General features: G+C 35.2%; 16 protein-coding genes and 1 pseudogene. 13 read left to right on the plus strand and 4 right to left on the minus strand.

The annotated features are described in order from the left end of the window. The first annotated feature begins 25 nt into the window (after positions 1 to 25). A complete protein-coding gene (gene purD / locus F9279_RS02110; protein WP_152110992.1) occupies positions 26 to 1,291 on the plus strand; it encodes a phosphoribosylamine--glycine ligase in 1,266 nt (421 codons plus the stop codon). Between the two features lie 589 nt (positions 1,292 to 1,880). Here the strand turns inward: purD and F9279_RS02115 are convergent. Together F9279_RS02115 and F9279_RS25520 are read right to left on the minus strand one after the other, a co-directional pair. After that, complete coding sequence (locus F9279_RS02115) at positions 1,881 to 2,765, minus strand: SDR family oxidoreductase (RefSeq protein ID WP_152110993.1); 885 nt, start codon at positions 2,763 to 2,765, stop codon at positions 1,881 to 1,883. 608 nt (positions 2,766 to 3,373) lie between these two features. Beyond that, a pseudogene (locus tag F9279_RS25520) lies at positions 3,374 to 3,571 on the minus strand (DUF2892 domain-containing protein); the annotation flags it as partial. 175 nt (positions 3,572 to 3,746) lie between these two features. On the opposite strand from F9279_RS25520, the gene F9279_RS02125 reads away from it, so the two are divergent. The 9 genes from F9279_RS02125 to F9279_RS02165 all read left to right on the plus strand — a co-directional run bounded on the left by F9279_RS02125 (position 3,747) and on the right by F9279_RS02165 (position 14,632). Then, complete coding sequence (locus F9279_RS02125) at positions 3,747 to 5,492, plus strand: adenine deaminase C-terminal domain-containing protein (RefSeq protein WP_193224406.1); 1,746 nt, start codon at positions 3,747 to 3,749, stop codon at positions 5,490 to 5,492. A 169-nt stretch (positions 5,493 to 5,661) separates the two neighbouring features. Further along, positions 5,662 to 6,699 (plus strand): DUF3048 domain-containing protein, encoded by a 1,038-nt coding sequence (locus F9279_RS02130; RefSeq protein ID WP_152110996.1) that lies wholly within the window; start codon positions 5,662 to 5,664, stop codon positions 6,697 to 6,699. A gap of 24 nt (positions 6,700 to 6,723) precedes the next feature. Then, positions 6,724 to 7,038, plus strand: a complete 315-nt coding sequence (locus F9279_RS02135; protein ID WP_152110997.1) for a YerC/YecD family TrpR-related protein — start codon at positions 6,724 to 6,726, stop codon at positions 7,036 to 7,038. Positions 7,039 to 7,261: 223 nt separating this feature from the next. Next, positions 7,262 to 7,954 (plus strand): heptaprenylglyceryl phosphate synthase, encoded by a 693-nt coding sequence (locus tag F9279_RS02140; protein WP_152110998.1) that lies wholly within the window; start codon positions 7,262 to 7,264, stop codon positions 7,952 to 7,954. Between the two features lie 60 nt (positions 7,955 to 8,014). Beyond that, positions 8,015 to 10,231, plus strand: a complete 2,217-nt coding sequence (pcrA, locus tag F9279_RS02145; protein ID WP_152110999.1) for a DNA helicase PcrA — start codon at positions 8,015 to 8,017, stop codon at positions 10,229 to 10,231. Positions 10,232 to 10,248: 17 nt separating this feature from the next. Further along, the gene (gene ligA / locus F9279_RS02150) at positions 10,249 to 12,273 is read left to right on the plus strand and encodes an NAD-dependent DNA ligase LigA (protein ID WP_152111000.1); all 2,025 of its coding nucleotides are present in this window, start codon (positions 10,249 to 10,251) and stop codon (positions 12,271 to 12,273) included. Next, the gene (locus F9279_RS02155) at positions 12,270 to 13,385 is read left to right on the plus strand and encodes a CamS family sex pheromone protein (RefSeq protein WP_152111001.1); all 1,116 of its coding nucleotides are present in this window, start codon (positions 12,270 to 12,272) and stop codon (positions 13,383 to 13,385) included. Before ligA ends, F9279_RS02155 begins: the two co-directional genes overlap by 4 nt. A gap of 144 nt (positions 13,386 to 13,529) precedes the next feature. Next, entirely contained in the window at positions 13,530 to 13,982 is a 453-nt protein-coding gene (locus F9279_RS02160; RefSeq protein WP_152111002.1) for a YueI family protein, read from the plus strand. A 227-nt stretch (positions 13,983 to 14,209) separates the two neighbouring features. Then, on the plus strand, positions 14,210 to 14,632 hold the full coding sequence (locus F9279_RS02165; protein ID WP_152111003.1) for an organic hydroperoxide resistance protein: 423 nt from the start codon (positions 14,210 to 14,212) through the stop codon (positions 14,630 to 14,632). A gap of 37 nt (positions 14,633 to 14,669) precedes the next feature. Here the strand turns inward: F9279_RS02165 and F9279_RS02170 are convergent, their stop codons facing one another. After that, on the minus strand, positions 14,670 to 15,122 hold the full coding sequence (locus F9279_RS02170) for a MarR family winged helix-turn-helix transcriptional regulator (RefSeq protein WP_152111004.1): 453 nt from the start codon (positions 15,120 to 15,122) through the stop codon (positions 14,670 to 14,672). A 280-nt stretch (positions 15,123 to 15,402) separates the two neighbouring features. Here F9279_RS02170 and gatC point away from each other — a divergent pair, with 280 nt between their 5' ends. The 3 genes from gatC to gatB are packed head-to-tail and all read left to right on the plus strand — an operon-like array spanning position 15,403 to position 18,604. After that, positions 15,403 to 15,693, plus strand: coding sequence for an Asp-tRNA(Asn)/Glu-tRNA(Gln) amidotransferase subunit GatC (gatC, locus tag F9279_RS02175; RefSeq protein WP_152111005.1), 291 nt, complete (start codon positions 15,403 to 15,405; stop codon positions 15,691 to 15,693). A gap of 13 nt (positions 15,694 to 15,706) precedes the next feature. After that, entirely contained in the window at positions 15,707 to 17,164 is a 1,458-nt protein-coding gene (gene gatA / locus F9279_RS02180; protein WP_152111006.1) for an Asp-tRNA(Asn)/Glu-tRNA(Gln) amidotransferase subunit GatA, read from the plus strand. A 12-nt stretch (positions 17,165 to 17,176) separates the two neighbouring features. Continuing rightward, entirely contained in the window at positions 17,177 to 18,604 is a 1,428-nt protein-coding gene (gatB, locus tag F9279_RS02185) for an Asp-tRNA(Asn)/Glu-tRNA(Gln) amidotransferase subunit GatB (protein ID WP_152111007.1), read from the plus strand. Between the two features lie 195 nt (positions 18,605 to 18,799). On the opposite strand, the gene F9279_RS02190 is transcribed toward gatB, so the two are convergent. Next, the gene (locus tag F9279_RS02190) at positions 18,800 to 19,531 is read right to left on the minus strand and encodes a MurR/RpiR family transcriptional regulator (protein ID WP_152111008.1); all 732 of its coding nucleotides are present in this window, start codon (positions 19,529 to 19,531) and stop codon (positions 18,800 to 18,802) included. Positions 19,532 to 19,689 lie beyond the last annotated feature (158 nt).

The following is a 19,689-nucleotide window of genomic DNA, read 5'->3' on the forward strand; positions in this document are numbered from 1 at the left end:
TCTGAAAGCTTGGGGGACATAGATAATGAAAATACTTGTTATTGGACGCGGTGGTCGCGAGCATGCTATCTGTACAAAAGTAAGGGAAAGCAAAAGAGTGGAGACTGTTTATGTTGCTCCAGGTAATGTAGGAATGACGGATGTAGCAAAACGTATAGATATTGAAGAAACAGATATTCCTAATCTAGTAGAATTTGCATTATCCAATAAAATCGATTTAACCATTGTCGGCCCAGAAGTTCCTCTACTTTTAGGTGTAGTGGATCAATTTAAAGCGGCTGGATTAAAGGTATTTGGCCCGGAACAATGTGCAGCAGAGATTGAAGGCAGTAAGTCTTTTGCAAAGGATTTAATGAAAAAATATCAAATTCCAACTGGGGACTATCAAACTTTTTCTAATTATGAAGAAGCTAAAGCATATATAGAGGACCGAGGAGCTCCCATTGTTATTAAGGCAGATGGCTTAGCAGCTGGTAAGGGTGTAACAGTTGCTCTAACTTTGGAAGATGCATTAGACAGTATAAAAGATATGTTGGTTGATGAGAAATTTGGAAGTGCCTCAGCAACTGTTGTTATAGAAGAGTTCCTTGCAGGCGAAGAATTCTCCTTGATGAGCTTTGTGAATGGAGAAACCGTTTTTCCACTTGAGATTGCCCAAGATCATAAACGTGCTTTTGACGGAGATCAAGGACCAAACACAGGGGGAATGGGAGCTTACTCTCCAGTACCTCATATCGACCCATCCATTGTTCAAACAGCTATTGAAACGATTGTAAAGCCAACAGCTAAAGCCATGATAGAAGAGGGAAGATCATTTACAGGAATTTTATACGCAGGATTAATTGCTACGGAAGATGGACCTAAAGTAATTGAATTTAATGCTAGACTAGGCGATCCAGAAACACAAGTAATCTTGCCACGTATGAAGTCAGATTTAGTAGAGGTTATTTTATCTATATTAGATGATAAAGTTCCATCTATTGAATGGCATGATGAGGATATGATAGGAGTAGTAATTGCTTCTAAAGGATATCCAGAAGCTTATGAAAAAGGTACAGTAATAAAAGGCTTAGATAGAATGGAAGACGTCTCTATTTTTCACGCAGGAACTAGCCTTAATCAAGATGGTGAATTTGTAACAGATGGTGGACGTGTTTTGTTAATTGCTGCTAAAAGTAGTAATTTACAAGAAGCACAAGATAAAGTATATGCAGAATTAGAGAAATTAGATAGCGATGGTGTTTTTTATCGTAAAGATATAGGATTTAAGGCAATTAAAGCATTGGTATAAGAATAAGAGTGTGGCCCTTTATAACAGTTTTGTTATGGAGGGTTCTTTTGTTTTTTATATGGATAGAGTCAATTTTGACAGTGGGATATGGAAAGGGTTGCGAGAACCAAAATAGTGGGGAAAAAGTAGGTGAAGTGGTTCTAAGAAGAGTTATAAGAGCCAGGTTGGGAAGAAAAAGTAGGTGAAGTGGTTCTAAGAAGAGTTATAAGATTTAGATTGGGAAGAAAAAGTAGGTGAAGTGGTTCTAAGAAGAGTTATAAGATTTAGATTGGGAAGAAAAAGTAGGTGAAGTGGTGGCAAGAGGAGTTATAAGAACCAGATTGGTGAGAAAAAGTAGGTGAAGTGGTGGCAAGAGGATTTATAAGAGCCAGATTGGTGAGAAAAAGCAGGAGAAGTGGTTCTAAGAAGAGTTATAAGAACCAGATTGAAGAAAAAAGTAGGTGAAGTGGTTTCAAGGAGAGTTATAAGAACCAAGAAAAAGCAAAAATACATTCATAAGGGTTTATAAAAGATAATTTTTGAATTCCAATAATACAAATGGCTCTGAGCAATTAACTCAAAGCCATAAATAGAACACTATAATCAAATCCTAAGCAAGCTCTACGCCACCTGTCACACCATAAATTTGTGCTGTGACATAACTTGCATCATTAGAAGCTAAGAATACATAAACATTGGATAACTCTACAGGTTGTCCAGCTCGTTTTAAAGGAACTTGTTCGCCAAATTCAGGAATAACTTCACTAGGTTGTCCACCAGAAATTTGTAGAGCAGTCCAGATTGGTCCTGGAGCAACAGAATTTACTCGAATTCCTTTAGGAGCTAATTGTTTAGCTAAACCGCGCGTAAAGCCATTAATAGCAAATTTGGTAGCCGCATAATCTAAGAGATTTGGACTTGGATTATACCCTTGGACAGAGGTAGTTGTAATAATAGAGGAACCTTCTGGTAAATATGGTAAAGCAGCTTTTACTACCCAGTATAAAGAGAATACATTAATTTCAAAGGTGGAACGAAGCTGTTCTGTTGATAAGTCCATAATATCTTCTACAGCTTGCTGTTTCCCTGCAACTAAGGCAAGAATGTCTAATCCGTCTAGTTCTTTATTAGCAGTTTCTATCATTTTTTTGCAAAAGGATTCATCACTTAAGTCACCAGGAATAAGTACAGCTTTTCTGCCTTCTGCCTCGATTAGTTTTTTTACATCTTCTGCATCCTGTTGTTCGGAAGGTAAATAGTTAATGGCTACATCTGCTCCTTCACGAGCATATGCAATAGCAGCAGCACGTCCAATTCCAGAATCTCCTCCAGTAACAAGCGCTTTGCGTTCTTTTAATTTCCCAGTTCCTTTGTAACTAGTTTCTCCACAGTCTGGCACTGGCTTCATCTTAGCTTGAATAGCCGGTGGTTCTTGATATTGCTTCGGATACTTGTCTGTATAGTATTGATTTAAAGGGTTTATCGGTTTTGACATATTAATCACTCCTCATTCCTTTATTGTATTTAGTATTTACCACGATTAGTTTTAAATAAACAAAAAAATGAATGTGACTAGATATTTGGAAAAGTATGGATTAGTTTAACCTGAAGATGAAAGCCCGAATTTGACAAAAAGAAGCAAAAAGGTCGTTCATCAGCGAGATGAAAGCCCAAATTTGATAAAAAGAAGCAAAAGGTCGTTCATCAGCGAGATGAAAGCCCAAATTTAATTAAAAGAAGTAAAAAGGTCGTTCATCGGCAAGATGAAAGTCCAAATTTCCTAAAAAGGTCGTTCCCCCCTCCGATAAAAATCCAACCACTAAAAACAATTCTCCATTAAATAAAAAAAGAGAACCATCATAGGTTCCCACTATAAAGCATATACTATTTTTTCATATCATCAGCTGAAAAAATCTTTTCTGGGCTAAATTCTGCCATCATTTCTGCCACTGCAGGAGATGATGTTTTTTTCCCTTCATGACCAGGAGATTCGTGATGTTCATGAGAAGATTCCTGTTTATGTGTATTATCATTAGGATTTGGCTTATGTGCGCGGTGTTGTTCATGGTTATTTTTTGAACCCATATTTGGGATAAGATCTTTCTTATCAAATAACGCCACTATAGGGCAATAGCGAACAATACCTTCAGCAATTTTCATTCCTGCAAGCAGGGCAATTAGTAAATAAGACTGTTTATACGGCTTTCTTGAAAGCTTAGCAGTACTCCATGCTAGAAAAGTAAAACCGCAAGTAATTCGTATTAAGGCATCCACTAAACTAATGTTAGGTTTTGGATTCATAACTTTCATTCCTCCTACATAAATTTAACAAAATAGTAATATTTGCTTTGCTTTTATATGGTAAAATAATGTTAATCTTTATAGAATGACATTATTGTACAAATATGGTTAGTAATCATCTTCAAAAAATTTGATTAATATAAAGATTACCTTCATGAAAAAGGGGAGAAGAGTAGTGTTATTACCTCGATATCGTTGGAAAAACAAGGTTTTACGTGATCACGTTTCTATCCTTCAAGGTGAACAATCACCTACCATTATTTTGAAGAATGCAACATACTTAAATTTTGTTTTGCGTAAATGGATTACTGCTCATATCTGGATTTACGATGATCGCATTATTTATGTTGGAAACGAATGGCCAATGAATAGATCAAATGCGGAAATAGTCGATTGCACTAACCTATTTTTAGTTCCAGGATATATGGAACCACATGCTCATCCTTTTCAAATTTATAATCCCCTAACATTAGCTCAATATACATCACAATTCGGTACAACAACACTTATAAATGACAACCTTGTATTGGCTATGCAATTAGAAAAAAAGAAAGCGTTTACTTTTATGGAGTTTATGAGAAATATACCATCTACCACATATTGGTGGTGTCGTTACGATGCTCAAACTGAATTAAAAGAAGAGGAAAAGGTCTTTTCACATAGTAATGTGAAAAGTTGGTTTGAACATGATTTGGTCTTGCAAGGCGGAGAACTGACAGCATGGCCGAGACTCCTAGATGGAGATGATATGATTCTTCATTGGATACAAGAAACAAAGCGATTGAAGAAGCCGATTGAAGGTCACTTTCCAGGTGCTTCTGAGAAAACATTAGCTAAATTAATGCTATTAGGAGTAGATAGTGATCATGAAGCCATGACTGGAAAAGAAGTTCTTAATCGTTTACTTCAAGGCTATAAAGTTACATTAAGATATTCCTCGATACGACCAGATTTACCAAACATATTGGATGAGATACATGAACTTGGAATTAACCAATATGATCAATTTATGCTGACAACAGACGGCTCGCCCTCCTCTTTTTATGGAGATGGACATATTGATCATCTTATTCGCATAGCTATCAATCATGGAGTACCACTAGTGGACGCTTATAGTATGGCTACAATAAATGTAGCGAAACATTTTGGAATGGATTATCTCCATGGCAATATCACAACAGGAAGAGTGGCTAATATTAACTTTTTGCAAGCAAAGGATAATCCTACTCCTATTTCTGTATTAGCAAAAGGAATTTGGGTAAAAAAAGAAGGAGAGGAAGTGCCAGGGGTCTATCCAAAAATTGACTGGAACACCTATGATTTGAGTCCTTTGCAAATTGACTGGAATGTCACAAATGAAGATATGCAATTTTCTATGCCATTTGGTATTAAAATGGAGAATGCTGTTATTACAAAACCATATTCCATTGCCATAAATGTTTCAGATGGAACTCTTTCTGAAGATCATGATGAGTGCTATTTTATGCTATTAGATCGTGAAGGCGAATGGCGAATAAACACGTTACTTAAGGGATTTACCAAGGAAATTGGTGGGCTTGCAAGTTCCTATACAGGAGATGGAGATATTGTACTCTTAGGAAAGAGCCAACCAGATATGATAAAAGCTTTTAATCGGTTGAAGGAAATAGGAGGCGGAATTGTTTTAGTAAAAAACAATAAAATTGATATTGAAATACCATTACCTCTTAAAGGGATGATGTCAGATCTTTCATTAGGAGAGTTAATGGAGAAAGAAAAGGAGTTAATTCAATATATTAAGGAAAAGGGATATTGTTTTGAAGATCCATTTTATACTATTGTCTTTTTTACCTCTACCCATTTACCTTATATTAGAATAACACAAAAAGGATTGTATGATGTCATGAATAAAAATGTACTCTTTCCAGCGATAATGCGTTAAAATATAAAAGAGTACCTTTAACTTTTATGAATATTCTGATATATTTTATAGTGATGAGAAGAAGAATAGTAATTAGAGTGTAAATGATTGTCATTTACACTCTAATTACTATAGTAGAAGCATGGAAATCTTACTAAATCTACTATTGAATGAAGTTTAGGGGGAAACTATGAAGAAAAACAGTTTATTTCTATTGTGCTTAATGTTGATTATACTAACTGCTTGTAGCAAGGAATCAGTAGAGAAAGAAGAAGAGAAGAAAGTAGAAAAAGAAGTTGAACCAGTTGTTGTTGAACCAGTCGAAACTCCTTCCTATCCTTTAACAGGGCTACCGAGTCAGGAAGAAAGCACAGATAGAGCTGTTAGTGTTATGATTAATAATCATTCTGCTGCTAGACCACAAACAGGACTAACAGATGCAGATCTGGTATATGAGGTGTTAGCGGAAGGTGAAGTAACTCGTTTTTTAGCTGTTTACCAAAGTACTAAACCAGAAAGTGTAGGACCAGTACGTAGTGCTAGAGACTACTTTTTAGAACTAGCTAAAGGGTATAATAGTTTTTACGTAGCTCATGGTTATAGTGAGAAGGCTAAAGAACTCTTAGATAGTGGTTATATTGATCATATAAATGGAATGCAATATGATGGGACTTTATTTCAAAGATCTACAGATCGAGTTGCTCCACATAATTCGTACATAAGTTTTGCTAATATAGAAAAAGGAGCAAAGCAAAATAACTATTCTTTGGAGACAGCTCCAGAGAAATTACCATTTTTAAGTATGGATGAAGTAGAATCTCTTGAAGGAACGGATAGTAATATGGTATCTATTTCATATGGATCTATTTCAACCTATAATTCTCAATTTATTTATGAAGAAGATATACAAAAATATATAAGAACATCTGATGGTGAACAAACGGTAGATTTAGAAACAAAAGAACCTGTAGCAGTTGATAATGTTTTTATTATAGAAGCAGAGCATCAGTTAGTAGGAGATAGTGGAAGAAGATCGATTGATTTAACTTCAGGAGGAAAGGCGTATTTAATACAAAGAGGAAAATGGCAAGAAGTTGACTGGCAAGATGTTAATGGACGACCGCTTCCTTTTAACAATGGAAAACCAGTAGGATTAGTGCCTGGGAAAACATGGATTAATATTGTACCTTCTAAACCTGGATTAGATAAAGCTATTTCTTTTGAATAATGAATATGTAAGTGGAGGTATATTATGCAAATAGATAAGTTAAGAGGAAGAGAGTTAGATCAGTTATTTGAGTCCATTCTCTCTTTAGAATCTTTAGAAGAATGTTATCTCTTTTTTGATGATTTATGTACAGTTAATGAAATTCAGTCTCTATCTCAACGATTAGAGGTTGCTAGAATGTTAAGAGAAGGAAACACCTATCATACGATTGAAAAAGAAACAGGTGCTAGTACAGCGACTATTTCTCGTGTGAAGCGTTGTCTTAATTATGGAAATGATGCCTACGAAATGGCTTTAGATCGTATAAAGAAGGACAACCCTATAAATACGAAAGAGTAAGGTTCGAACAGAGAAGGATATCCCTTCTCTGTTTTTGTTTTTACTGGAATAAATGAAACCAATATTCCCTCCCATTCGTCCAATATAGAGAAGAGAATTGTCACTTCTCTATCCGATTAAGAACATGAAATATTTACATCTATTCAAACATAAGGATTTCTTTTGTCATACATTATCTAATGCTATAATGAAATGATGTAATGATAGAATGGAGGAAGTCTGCATGTATGATGTGCGAGAATGGCGTCATGTATTTAAATTAGACCCTAATAAAGAAATATCAGATGAAAATCTTGAAATAATATGCGAATCAGGAACAGATGCCATTATTATTGGTGGATCAGATGGAGTAACATTGGAAAATGTGTTAAATTTAATGTCCCGCGTGCGTCGATACACTGTTCCATGTATACTAGAAATTTCTACAATAGATTCTGTTTCCCCTGGATTTGACTTATATTTTATTCCCACTGTATTAAATAGTACGGACACTAAATGGATTACGGGACTTCATCATGAAGCCGTAAAAGAATATGGAGATCTGATGGATTGGGATGAATTTCTCATACAGGGCTATTGTGTGTTAAATGATGATTGTAAAGTTGCTCAATTAACACATGCTAATACAGATCTTACAGAAGAAGATGTTGCGGCATATGCTTTAATGGCAGAAAAAATATTCCATCTCCCGATTTTTTACTTAGAATATAGTGGGAAATATGGGAAGCCTAGTTATGTAAGAGCAGCAAAAGAAAAATTAGCTGAAACCATTCTTTTCTATGGTGGCGGAATTGAAACAGTAGAACAAGCAGAAGAAATGGCCCAATATGCAGATGTTATCGTAGTGGGAAATATATTATATTCAGATATGGATGCGGCTTTACGTACGGTAAAAATGAAATCTATTAAACGTTGAACTTCAATAGAGATTTAAGTTAAAATAGAATATATGTTCTTATGGTGGTGAAGAAAAGGAATGCAATTTTTAACAGATAAAATTTTAAATGGATTAAATCCTGAACAAAAAGATGCGGTTATTTCAACAGATGGTCCGCTATTAATAATGGCAGGAGCAGGCAGTGGAAAAACTAGAGTATTAACACAAAGAATTGCTTATCTTATGGTAGAAAAAGGAGTGAATCCTTATAATATCTTGGCTATTACCTTTACAAACAAAGCAGCAAAGGAAATGCGTCAAAGAATTGCGGTTGTTTTAGGTGGAGCAAGTGAAGATATTTGGATTTCAACCTTTCACTCTATGTGTGTAAGGATTCTAAGAAAAGACATTGATCGAATTGGCTATAATCGAAACTTTACGATACTAGATACAACAGATCAGCAGTCTGTTATTAAAGGAATATTAAAAGATCGCAATATCGATCCAAAGAAATATGATCCTCGTGCAATACTAGCAAGTATCAGTTCATCTAAAAATGAATTAATAACTCCAGAAGAGTATGCAAAGACGGCAGGAGATTATTTTTCCAATATAGTAAGTGATGTTTATGCAGAATATCAAAGACGTCTACGAAAAAATCATGCACTAGACTTCGATGACTTGATTATGCAGACAATCCATCTTTTCCAACGAGTTCCTGAAGTTTTAGAATTTTATCAACGTAAGTTTCAGTATATTCATGTGGATGAATATCAGGATACAAACAGATCGCAATATATGCTTGTAAAGCTTCTTGCAAGTAGATTCCGCAATCTATGTGTAGTGGGAGACTCGGATCAGTCTATCTATGCTTGGCGTGGAGCAGACATTTCTAATATTCTATCCTTTGAGAAGGATTATCCCAATGCTAAGGTAGTTATGTTAGAACAGAATTATCGTTCAACCAAAACAATTCTCCAAGCAGCTAATCAAGTAATCTCCAATAATTCTAGTCGTAAAGACAAAAATCTTTGGACAGAAAATGATGAAGGAAACATGATTCATTACTATCGAGCAGATAGTGAACAAGGGGAAGCGCAATTCGTTATTGGAAAAATTCAAGAACTAAGAAGAACGAGAGATTTAAGTTTATCTGATATTGCTATTCTCTACCGTACAAATGCTCAATCTCGTGTGATGGAGGAAATGCTACTAAAGGCGAATATTGAATATTCTATCGTGGGAGGTATAAAGTTCTACGATCGAAAAGAAATTAAAGATACACTTGCCTATTTACGTTTAGTTTCTAACCCTGACGATGATATTAGCTTCCAAAGAGTCATTAATGTTCCAAAACGTGGAATTGGTTCCACCTCTATTGATAAAATTGCTAATTTCGCAGCGATGCATGATATGTCTATGTTTGATGCATTAGATGCTATTGAGTTAATAGGTCTAAGTCCTAAAATTACAAAAGCTGCAGCTGAATTTCGAGATTTAGTACGAAACTTTAACCGTATGCAGGATTATTTATCTGTTACGGAATTAGTAGAACAAATTATTGATAAATCTGGATATGTGGAAATGCTCAAAGCAGAAAAATCAATTGAGGCACAAAGTAGACTAGAGAATATAGAAGAATTTATGTCTGTTTCCAAAAACTTTGAAGATACAAACGAGGATAAATCACTCATATCATTTTTAACCGATTTAGCTCTTGTTGCTGACATTGATAAATTAGATGAAGATGGAAATCAAGCAGATTCTATTGTATTAATGACCTTACACTCTGCCAAAGGACTAGAATTTCCAATTGTATTTTTAATTGGTCTTGAAGAAGGGGTATTCCCACATTCACGATCATTAATGGAAGAGACAGAAATGGAAGAAGAGCGTCGTCTTGCATATGTTGGGATCACAAGGGCAGAGCAGCAGCTCTTCTTAACAAACGCACAGATGAGAACATTATTCGGTCGTACAAACATGAATCCTCCTTCACGCTTTATTAAGGAAATTCCAGAAGCTTTATTAGAGGGCCTTAATCCCGTCCAAAAACCAAAATCATCATCTCGACCATCTCATTCTGCTGTTTCACAGCCTGTTAGAAAAGCATTTATTCGTTCTAATACAACTTCAACAGGTGGAGAAGGTATTGGCTGGAATGTGGGAGATAAAGCAGTCCATGGAAAATGGGGAACTGGAACAGTTGTTAGTGTTAAAGGAGAAGGTGACTCAAAGGAATTGGACATTGCATTCCCAAGCCCGACAGGCATTAAACGACTACTAGCAAAATTTGCTCCTATTCAAAAAGGATAAAGGAAAGGAAAGGTTATATGGATATAAACCAGGCAGAAATGAGAGTAAAAGAGTTACATCAACTATTAAATAAATATGGCTATGAATATTATGTCCTAGACAATCCATCTATCCCTGATTCTGAATATGACGCATTATTAAATGAGCTAATACAGTTAGAGGAGCAGTTTCCTGCATTAAAGACAAATGATTCTCCGTCCCAACGTATAGGAGGAGATATATTAGATGTGTTTTCAAAGGTTCAGCATCAAAGGCCGATGCTGAGCCTAGGAAATGCTTTTAATGAAGCAGATTTGCGTGATTTTGATCGTAAAGTTCACAGTGCAGTAGGAGAAGATTTTTCTTATGTATGTGAATTGAAAATTGATGGATTAGCAGTTTCTCTCCGTTATGAGAATGGACTTTTTGAACAAGGTGCAACAAGAGGAGATGGCACCATTGGCGAAGATATTACTGCTAACTTAAAAACTATCCGCTCCATTCCTCTTCGCCTCAATCAACCTGTTAGTTTAGAGGTAAGAGGAGAGGCATTTATGCCCAAAAAATCCTTTGAGGCGCTGAATAAACTAAAGGATGAGAATGGGGAAGAGCCATTTGCTAACCCAAGAAATGCAGCAGCAGGATCACTAAGACAGCTTGATCCAAGAATTGCTTCTTCTCGTAACCTAGATATCTACCTATATGCTATTGGTGATGTAGGCGAGACAGGTGTTCAGTCCCATAGTGAAGGGTTAGATCTCTTAGATACGTTAGGTTTTAAGACAAATAAAGAACGAAAAAAGTGTTTAACAATAGAAGAAGTTCTTCAGTATATTGAAGGATGGCAAGAGAAGCGTCCACATCTACCATATGAAATTGATGGAATCGTCATTAAAGTAAATGGTCTTGCACAGCAAGAACAGCTAGGAACTACTGCTAAAAGTCCAAGATGGGCTATTGCTTATAAGTTTCCAGCAGAAGAAGTAGTGACAAAATTAATTGATATTGAGTTAAGTGTTGGAAGAACTGGTGTCCTAACCCCTACCGCTTTATTAGAACCTGTTAAAGTCGCAGGAACAACAGTTAGAAGAGCTTCTCTACATAATGAAGATCTTATTCGTGAGAAGGATATTAAAATTGGCGATAGTGTTGTTGTAAAAAAAGCTGGAGATATCATTCCAGAGGTAGTTAATGTTTTAGTGGAAAGAAGAACCGGAGAAGAGATAGAGTTCAACATGCCAACAGTTTGTCCAGAATGTGAAAGTGAACTAGTTCGGTTAGAGGGAGAAGTGGCATTACGCTGTATCAATCCTAAGTGTCCTGCGCAAATAAGAGAAGGACTTATTCACTTTGTTTCAAGAAATGCCATGAATATTGATGGTCTTGGTGAACGTGTTATTAGCCAACTTTTCTTAGAGAAACTAATTGAGGATGTAGCAGATTTATATAAATTAACCTTCGAACAGTTGATTCAGCTTGAACGCATGGGCGAGAAATCAGTGAACAATTTACTGCAGGCAATTGAAGCCTCTAAACAGAATTCACTTGAGAAGCTTTTATTTGGTTTAGGAATTAGACATGTAGGGGCAAAGGCTGCTAAGACGATTGCCATGGAATTTAAACATATGAAAGAGCTTCGTGAAGCTACAAAGGAACAATTGTTAGCCATTAATGAGATTGGAGATAAGATGGCAGATGCTATTGTTACGTTCTTTGAACAAGAGGAGGTTTCTGAATTACTTCAGGAACTAGAAGCTTCAGGGGTGAATATGGCTTATACTGGACCACTGCCAGTAGCATCAGAAGAAGTTGATTCTTCATTTGCAGGTAAAACGATTGTATTGACTGGTAAATTGGAGCAACTTTCTAGAAACGATGCAAAAGAGCACATTGAAATGCTTGGTGGAAAAATAACAGGCAGTGTTAGCAAGAAAACAGATCTTGTGATAGCTGGGGAAGATGCAGGAAGTAAATTAACAAAAGCAGAGCAGTTAGAGATTGAAATTTGGGACGAAAATAGGCTTATGGAAGAATTGAAAAATAAAGGTGTGCTTAAAGAATGATAAAATATCTAAGTATGGTGGTTGGTCTGGTATTCTTATTATCAGCTTGTGCCCCAAACTTTAATAAGGAAGAGGAAGTTAAGACAGAAGACGCGGAGAATAATACAGAAACAGCAATCATTCCAAACTATAAGATTTCGGATGATTACTATAAGGTAGTAGTGCCCTTTAAAGCCTCCGAAGCAAGAGGATTAGTAGTAAATAATCTAAATACACGTTATGATATGGCAGAATTCGAAACTGGGTTAATGAGAGTAGCACAAAATGCATATGATCCGGATACTTATTATTTTCAAGAAGGTCAATATTTAGATTCTAGCACGATAACAAAATGGTTATATAGAAATGGATCAGAAAATGATAAAGATAAGGTTGGGCTAAATCCTGGGAATAATGAGCAGCCTATTTATTTAGCACATGTACTTGAGCATAATTATCTTATTAAAACAGATGATAACAGCCTTAAGCTTGGTGGAATCTCGATTGGATTGGCTTTAAATTCTGTTTATAATTTTGAAGAAGAAGGTCAAGCTTCTAAACAAGTGACAATAGATCGAGCAGATTTAGAAAATGAAGGCAAGAAAATTGCCGCTGAAGTAGTTAAAAGGCTAAGAAAAATAGAGGGACTAGAAAAAGTACCTATTATTATTTCCCTTTTTGAGCAGAAAGAAAGCTCCTCTGTAGTGCCAGGGAACTTTCTAGCATACTCTAAAGTAGATGAAAGTAGTAGCAATGTTGGAGATTGGCAGGCATTAAACGAGAAGTATGTTTTATTCCCTAATTCTAATAGTGATTATAAAGATGATGCAGATGCTTTTTCGTATTTTAAACAAGATATTGAAGAGTATTTTCCTAACTTTAATGGAGTGGTTGGTAGAGCCTTTTATGTTAATAATAAAATGCATAGTTTAAGCATAGAGATTCCAATTCAGTTTTATGGAGAAGCAGAAGCAGTAGGGTTTACGCAGTTTGTTGCAGGTCAGGTTATGGAGCATTTTCCACCTAATGATCAATCATCTGTTCAGGTTAGTATTACATCGGTATATGGACCAGAAGCGTTGATTATTCGCGATGTAGATGATGAAGAGCCTTTTATTCACATTTATCAATAATAATAAGCGATTTGTTAGTGAATGAAGCAGAGTTATTATCTGTTTCGTTCACTCTTTTTTTATATTTTTCAAGAAGGACAACGGTTTTTTATTGGGCATTTAGAGTATAGTAGGAGTATGAATGTTATGAAGGAGTGTTGAGCATTGTCAGACCCTAATTTAGATGATTATCTCCAAAAGGGGATGTATGGAGCTAAAGAGACAAAGCCTGAAGAACGAAGAAAATTCCTTGGATCACTTAGGGAAAGAGTGGTTATAGCATTAACTCAAGCCCAGGTTATTGAAAAGAAAGTATACACCGAAATAGAGGAAGCCATTAAGAGTAATAGCGGAGCAAAGCTCTATTTAAACGGACATTTAGATTACTCTTACTTATCGAAGTATATGAAGGTTGCAAACCAATTAAAAATGGAATATACCATTGTCACGAATAAGGATGGAGATAGTGAGATTGGGTTGTTAATTGCTTATGATCATGCTATTGATAAAGATGAAATTTATGTAAAAGAATCTAGCCATGAAACGGAACATGAATTTGTTAATCAAGGTGAGAAAACAGGTTTCTTCTCGACAATCGGGAAATGGTTTAGTAAATAGAATAATGGAGAAAATACTCAAGAAGAAATCAGGAAGATATCTTTTTGGGTATTTTTTTATTGGGACATGTATTATAGCTTAAGATCTCCTTATTCACTAGACGTTTAATACTTGTCTAAAAAGTGAAATAAAATAAGAAGAGTTGAGGTAAATTATTTGTTTTGTAAAATTGAATTGTGTACAATGTAATTGAAAATAAAATAATATAATAAATGGAGGGATTTAGAATGGCAATGTTACAAACATCAGCAACAGCAACAGGTGGAAGAGAAGGAAGAGTAGAATCAGAAGATTATGTGATTCAATTTGACACGGCTATGCCTGGAACACCAAGAGCAAAAGAATTAGAGGATGCAACAAATCCAGAGCAATTATTTGCTGCAGGATATGCATCTTGTTTTGATGGTGCACTTAACCTAATTGCGGGAAGAGAAAAAGTGAAATTAAATTCAGAAACAACAGCAACAGTTAGTTTACTACAGGATGAAACGGATAACGGGTTTAAATTAGCAGTGAAATTAACAGTGAAGAGCACAGGAGTAGAAAAATCTGTTTTAGAAGATCTTGTAGAAAAAGCTCATCATTTCTGTCCATACTCAAAAGCAACAAGAGGCAATATTGATGTGCAATTAGAGGTAGTAACAGATTAATGAAGGAAATAGACAAAGGAGAGTGAGGGAAATACCCTTACTCTCCTTTTATATTCGTTTTGGATAAGGATTGCAGTAGTAGATGAAGAGATTTCATAAAGTCTTGCATTTCTTCTGTGTTTTTACCAGATAATTTCATCACTTCTGCGGGTATACATTCTGCTTGCTTCTTTAAAGATGCGCCTTTTTCTGTTAAAGAAATAACCACTGAGCGCTCATCTTCCATGGATCTTCTTCTTTCAAGCAGACCTTGCTGTTCCATTCTTTTTAACATAGGAGTAAGTGTGCCTGAGTCTAAATATAGATGCTCTCCCATTTCTTTTACACTAAGATTTTTATGTTCCCACAATAATAAAAGTGCTAAATATTGTGGATAGGTTACATTTAATTCTTTCAGTAGTGTTTTATATCTTTTGGTTAATTCACGGGAACTAGCATATAGAAGAAAGCATAATTGATTTTCTAATTTTAATGGATCTATTTCCTTCATAATTTTTGTCACCTAACTTTTTTAAGTCGTACTTACTTGTATTGTATAGGAAATTCGTTTATTTTCCTATTTTTCTACTCAAAGGTTCTTCTCTTTACATAAGGATTTTTATAAAATTATATAGAAAATAATAGAAAAAAGAAATGATAAGGATTCAGGCTTAATAAAATCGTATTTGCTTTCCTACTAGTTAGTTTCCCTTTCCTTATTGCTTTATTACGGATTTGTTTGATATTATCAGTTTATTGCGTTGTGCGTATTTTGATGGAGGTGACATAAAATGTCAAGAATTACAAAAGAAGAAGTTAAGCACGTAGCTAACCTAGCAAGGCTGGCAATATCTGAAGAAGAAGCAGAAGTTTTCCAAAAACAACTGGATGCTATTATTACCTTCGCTGAACAATTAAACGAGGTAGATACAGATGGAGTAGAGCCTACTTCTCATGTGTTAGATATGAAGAATGTATTGCGTGAAGATATTCCTACAAAGGGATTGCCTGTAGAAGAAGTGCTGAAAAACGCACCAGATCATGAAAATGGCCAAATTAAGGTGCCATCTATCATTGAATAAGGAGGGGAAAAATATGAGTTTGTTTGATCAAAAAATGACGGATTTACATGAACTACTACATAAGAAAGAAATATCTGTTACGGATTTAGTAAAAGAATCTTATAACCGTATTAAAGACGTAGACGATAAAGTACAAGCTTTTCTTACATTAGATGAAGAAAATGCATATATTAAGGCTAGTGAGTTAGATAGCCAATTAGTTAATGGCCAAACTTCTGACAGTTTATTTGGAATGCCAATAGGGATTAAAGATAACATAGTTACAAAGGATTTAAGAACAACTTGTTCTAGTAGAATTTTAGAGAATTTCCAACCTATCTATAATGCAACGGTAATGGAGAAGCTTCAAGCAGCAGGTGCTGTAACGATTGGTAAATTAAACATGGATGAGTTTGCAATGGGATCATCTACAGAAAACTCCTATTATCAAAAAACAAAAAATCCATGGAATCTGGAAACAGTACCAGGTGGTTCATCAGGTGGATCTGCGGCTGCAGTAGCTGCTGGAGAAGTGTTATTCTCACTAGGCTCTGATACAGGTGGATCTATTCGCCAACCTGCTGCTTTCTGTGGTGTAGTTGGTTTAAAACCTACTTATGGAAGAATCTCTCGTTTTGGATTAGTTGCTTTTGCATCTTCTCTAGATCAAATTGGTCCTATTACTCGTAATGTAGAAGATAATGCGTTTTTACTTCAGTCTATTTCTGGATTAGATCCAATGGATTCTACTTCTGCAAATGTTTCTGTACCTGATTTTACTGCAAGTTTAACAGGTGATGTAAAAGGAATGAGAATTGCTGTTCCTAAGGAATATTTAGGAGAAGGCGTGAACGAAGAAGTTCGTCAATCTGTATTAGATGCATTAAAGGTACTAGAAAAATTAGGAGCAACATGGGAAGAGGTTTCTCTACCACATAGTAAATATGCGCTTGCTACTTACTATCTATTATCTTCATCAGAGGCTTCAGCTAACCTATCACGTTTTGACGGTGTACGCTATGGCTACCGTGCAGAAGATGCAGAAACACTTATTGAGCTTTATAAACGCTCACGTGCAGAAGGATTTGGAGATGAAGTAAAACGTAGAATCATGCTTGGTACATTTGCTTTAAGCTCTGGATATTATGATGCCTATTATAAAAAAGCACAAAAGGTTCGTACTTTAATTAAAAAAGATTTCGAAGACGTATTCGAGAAATTTGATGTGATTATTGGGCCAACTACTCCAACACCAGCCTTTAAGATTGGCGAAAATGTAGACGACCCATTAACAATGTATGCTAATGATATTCTAACAATCCCAGTTAACCTTGCAGGAGTACCAGGAATTTCTGTTCCATGTGGCTTCTCTAATGGATTACCACTTGGATTACAAATCATTGGAAAACACTTTGATGAAGCTTCTGTTTATAAAGTGGCTTATGCTTTTGAGCAATCGACAGAACATCATAAACAAAAACCAACACTGTAAGGGGTGAAAAAGATGGAATTTGAAACAGTCATAGGGCTAGAGGTCCATGTAGAATTAAAAACAGAATCAAAGATTTTTTCTGCAAGTCCAAACCATTTTGGAGCTGCACCGAATTCTAATACAACGGTAGTTGACCTAGGTTATCCTGGTGTTTTACCTGTTATGAATAAAAAAGCAGTGGAATATGGTATGAAGGCTTCCATGGCATTAAACTGCCAAATTGCGGATGTAACAAAGTTTGACCGCAAAAACTATTTTTATCCAGATAATCCGAAAGCCTATCAAATCTCTCAATTTGATAAACCAATTGGGGAACACGGATATATAGATATTGAGGTAGATGGATATAAAAAAAGAATAGGAATTACCCGTGTTCATTTAGAAGAGGATGCCGGAAAGTTAAACCATGAAAAAGGCTACTCATTAGTGGATTTCAACCGCCAAGGTACACCACTAATTGAGATTGTTTCTGAGCCAGATATTCGCACACCAAATGAAGCATATGCTTATTTAGAAAAATTAAAGTCTATCATTCAATATACAGGTGTGTCTGATTGTAAAATGGAGGAAGGCTCCCTACGTTGTGATGCAAATATTTCGATTCGTCCAGTAGGTCAAGAAGAATTCGGAACAAAAACAGAATTAAAGAACTTAAACTCCTTTAACTTTGTTCGTAAAGGATTAGAATACGAAGAACAACGTCAAAGAGAGGTTGTTTCAGCAGGTGGAGTCATTGATCAAGAAACTCGTCGTTTTGATGAAGCTACTAGCAAAACTTTATTAATGCGTGTAAAAGAAGGATCAGATGATTATCGATATTTTCCAGAGCCAGATTTACTTGATATTCATATTGATGAGGCTTGGAAAACACGTATTCAAGCAGAAATACCTGAATTACCAGATGCAAGACAGAAGCGTTATATAGAAGAGTTAGGCTTACCAGAGTATGATGCTAAAGTTTTAACAGTTACTAAAGAAACAGCAGATTTCTTTGAAGCAACTGTAGCAAGCGGTGCAGAAGCAAAAGCAGCATCTAACTGGGTAATGGGAGAAGTTTCAGCTTACTTAAATGCAGAGCAAAAAGAACTTTCTGAAGTAAAATTAACGCCTGAGAATTTAGCAGGAATGATTCAATTGATTGCGAATGGAACCATTTCTAGCAAAATTGCTAAACAAGTTTTTAAAGAGTTGATTGAAAACGGTGGAGATGCAGAAGCAATAGTGAAAGAAAAAGGCTTAGTACAGATTTCTGATGAAGGTGCATTACTAAAAATCATTGGTGAAGTACTAGATAATAATCCACAATCTATTGATGACTTTAAAAATGGAAAGCAAAAAGCTGTTGGTTTCCTTGTTGGACAGTTAATGAAAGCAACAAAAGGACAAGCAAATCCACAAATGGTAAATAAGCTATTGTTAGAAGAAATTAATAAGCGATAATAGAAAAGAAACACCACAGGAGGAGTTTATGGTATTCCTGTGGTGTTTCTTTGTGGAATAAATGAGGATTTCCCGATGTTTAAATAAAACGAGAAAAAGGTCGTTCATAGAAGAAATGAAGCTCGAAATTCTCTATCTATACCCATCTACATAAAATAAGACAAACTAATCAGGATTAATTTGTCTAATGAATATCTATTTATGTGAACGCATTTTATGAATTTCACGAGCTATGGCTTCTAGAATATATACAACAGGTACCTGTGTAGTAATATCTGACGTTTTAAAGGTTTCTTCTGTTACATAATAAGAAATATTAATATCTGAAATTTTAGCAAGAGTAGATAGTTTATCATTTGTTATACTAATTATTTTACTACCTTCTTGTTTCAGTTGATTAATGTGCATAATAGTGAAATAATTTTCCCCTGAAACAGAAAGAGCTACAACGACTTTGCTATCACGATTATTTGAGTGGTAAGGTTGGAATGGGTCTTTAATATAGATAGAAGTTTTATCAAGAATAGAGAAATACCTAGACCCATATTCGGCCATTATTCCTGAACTACCATTGCCTATAAAAATAACAGTATCTGATTTCGCTACTAAATCTGCTGCTTCACTAATACGATCTTCTATATCACCGTTTAATGTTCGCTCAAAAAACTCGAGTACAGAGTGATTAGAGCTTTTTATCTGAGCATTTTGGTTACTGCCTAATTCCATTTTCAGTTTTGTTTTAAACTCAGAAAAACCTTCACAGCCCAATTTTCGGCAAAATCGTAAAATAGTTGCGGTTGAAACATGGGTTTCATCTGCAAGTTCCCGAATGCGCATATAAGCCACTTTTTCACTGTGTTGACAAACATAGTTATAAATGGAAGTTTCTAATTCATTAAATGAAGCTATTACTTCATAAGAAAACATTTTTTATCTTTCCTTCCTTAAAAAGAATACCACTAGGACCATCATATCATATTCACTCTGAAAGTTACACAGTGTTACATTAATGAAACAAGTAACAACCTTCTATACTTATAACTAGATGTAATCGTATTCTTTACTAATAGATTAATTAAAGATAG

Source organism: Bacillus sp. B1-b2, from assembly GCF_009183415.1.
In the GTDB taxonomy this organism is placed as follows: Bacteria; Bacillota; Bacilli; order Bacillales; family Cytobacillaceae; genus Niallia.

Coding starts and splice junctions, on each gene's coding strand:
- purD (WP_152110992.1), top strand. CDS start 26: ATGAAAATACTTGTTATTGGACGCGGTGGTCGCGAGCATGCTATCTGT.
- F9279_RS02115 (WP_152110993.1), bottom strand. CDS start 2,765: ATGTCAAAACCGATAAACCCTTTAAATCAATACTATACAGACAAGTAT.
- F9279_RS02130 (WP_152110996.1), top strand. CDS start 5,662: ATGAAGAAAAACAGTTTATTTCTATTGTGCTTAATGTTGATTATACTA.
- F9279_RS02135 (WP_152110997.1), top strand. CDS start 6,724: ATGCAAATAGATAAGTTAAGAGGAAGAGAGTTAGATCAGTTATTTGAG.
- F9279_RS02140 (WP_152110998.1), top strand. CDS start 7,262: ATGTATGATGTGCGAGAATGGCGTCATGTATTTAAATTAGACCCTAAT.
- pcrA (WP_152110999.1), top strand. CDS start 8,015: ATGCAATTTTTAACAGATAAAATTTTAAATGGATTAAATCCTGAACAA.
- ligA (WP_152111000.1), top strand. CDS start 10,249: ATGGATATAAACCAGGCAGAAATGAGAGTAAAAGAGTTACATCAACTA.
- F9279_RS02155 (WP_152111001.1), top strand. CDS start 12,270: ATGATAAAATATCTAAGTATGGTGGTTGGTCTGGTATTCTTATTATCA.
- F9279_RS02165 (WP_152111003.1), top strand. CDS start 14,210: ATGGCAATGTTACAAACATCAGCAACAGCAACAGGTGGAAGAGAAGGA.
- F9279_RS02170 (WP_152111004.1), bottom strand. CDS start 15,122: ATGAAGGAAATAGATCCATTAAAATTAGAAAATCAATTATGCTTTCTT.
- gatC (WP_152111005.1), top strand. CDS start 15,403: ATGTCAAGAATTACAAAAGAAGAAGTTAAGCACGTAGCTAACCTAGCA.
- gatA (WP_152111006.1), top strand. CDS start 15,707: ATGAGTTTGTTTGATCAAAAAATGACGGATTTACATGAACTACTACAT.
- gatB (WP_152111007.1), top strand. CDS start 17,177: ATGGAATTTGAAACAGTCATAGGGCTAGAGGTCCATGTAGAATTAAAA.
- F9279_RS02190 (WP_152111008.1), bottom strand. CDS start 19,531: ATGTTTTCTTATGAAGTAATAGCTTCATTTAATGAATTAGAAACTTCC.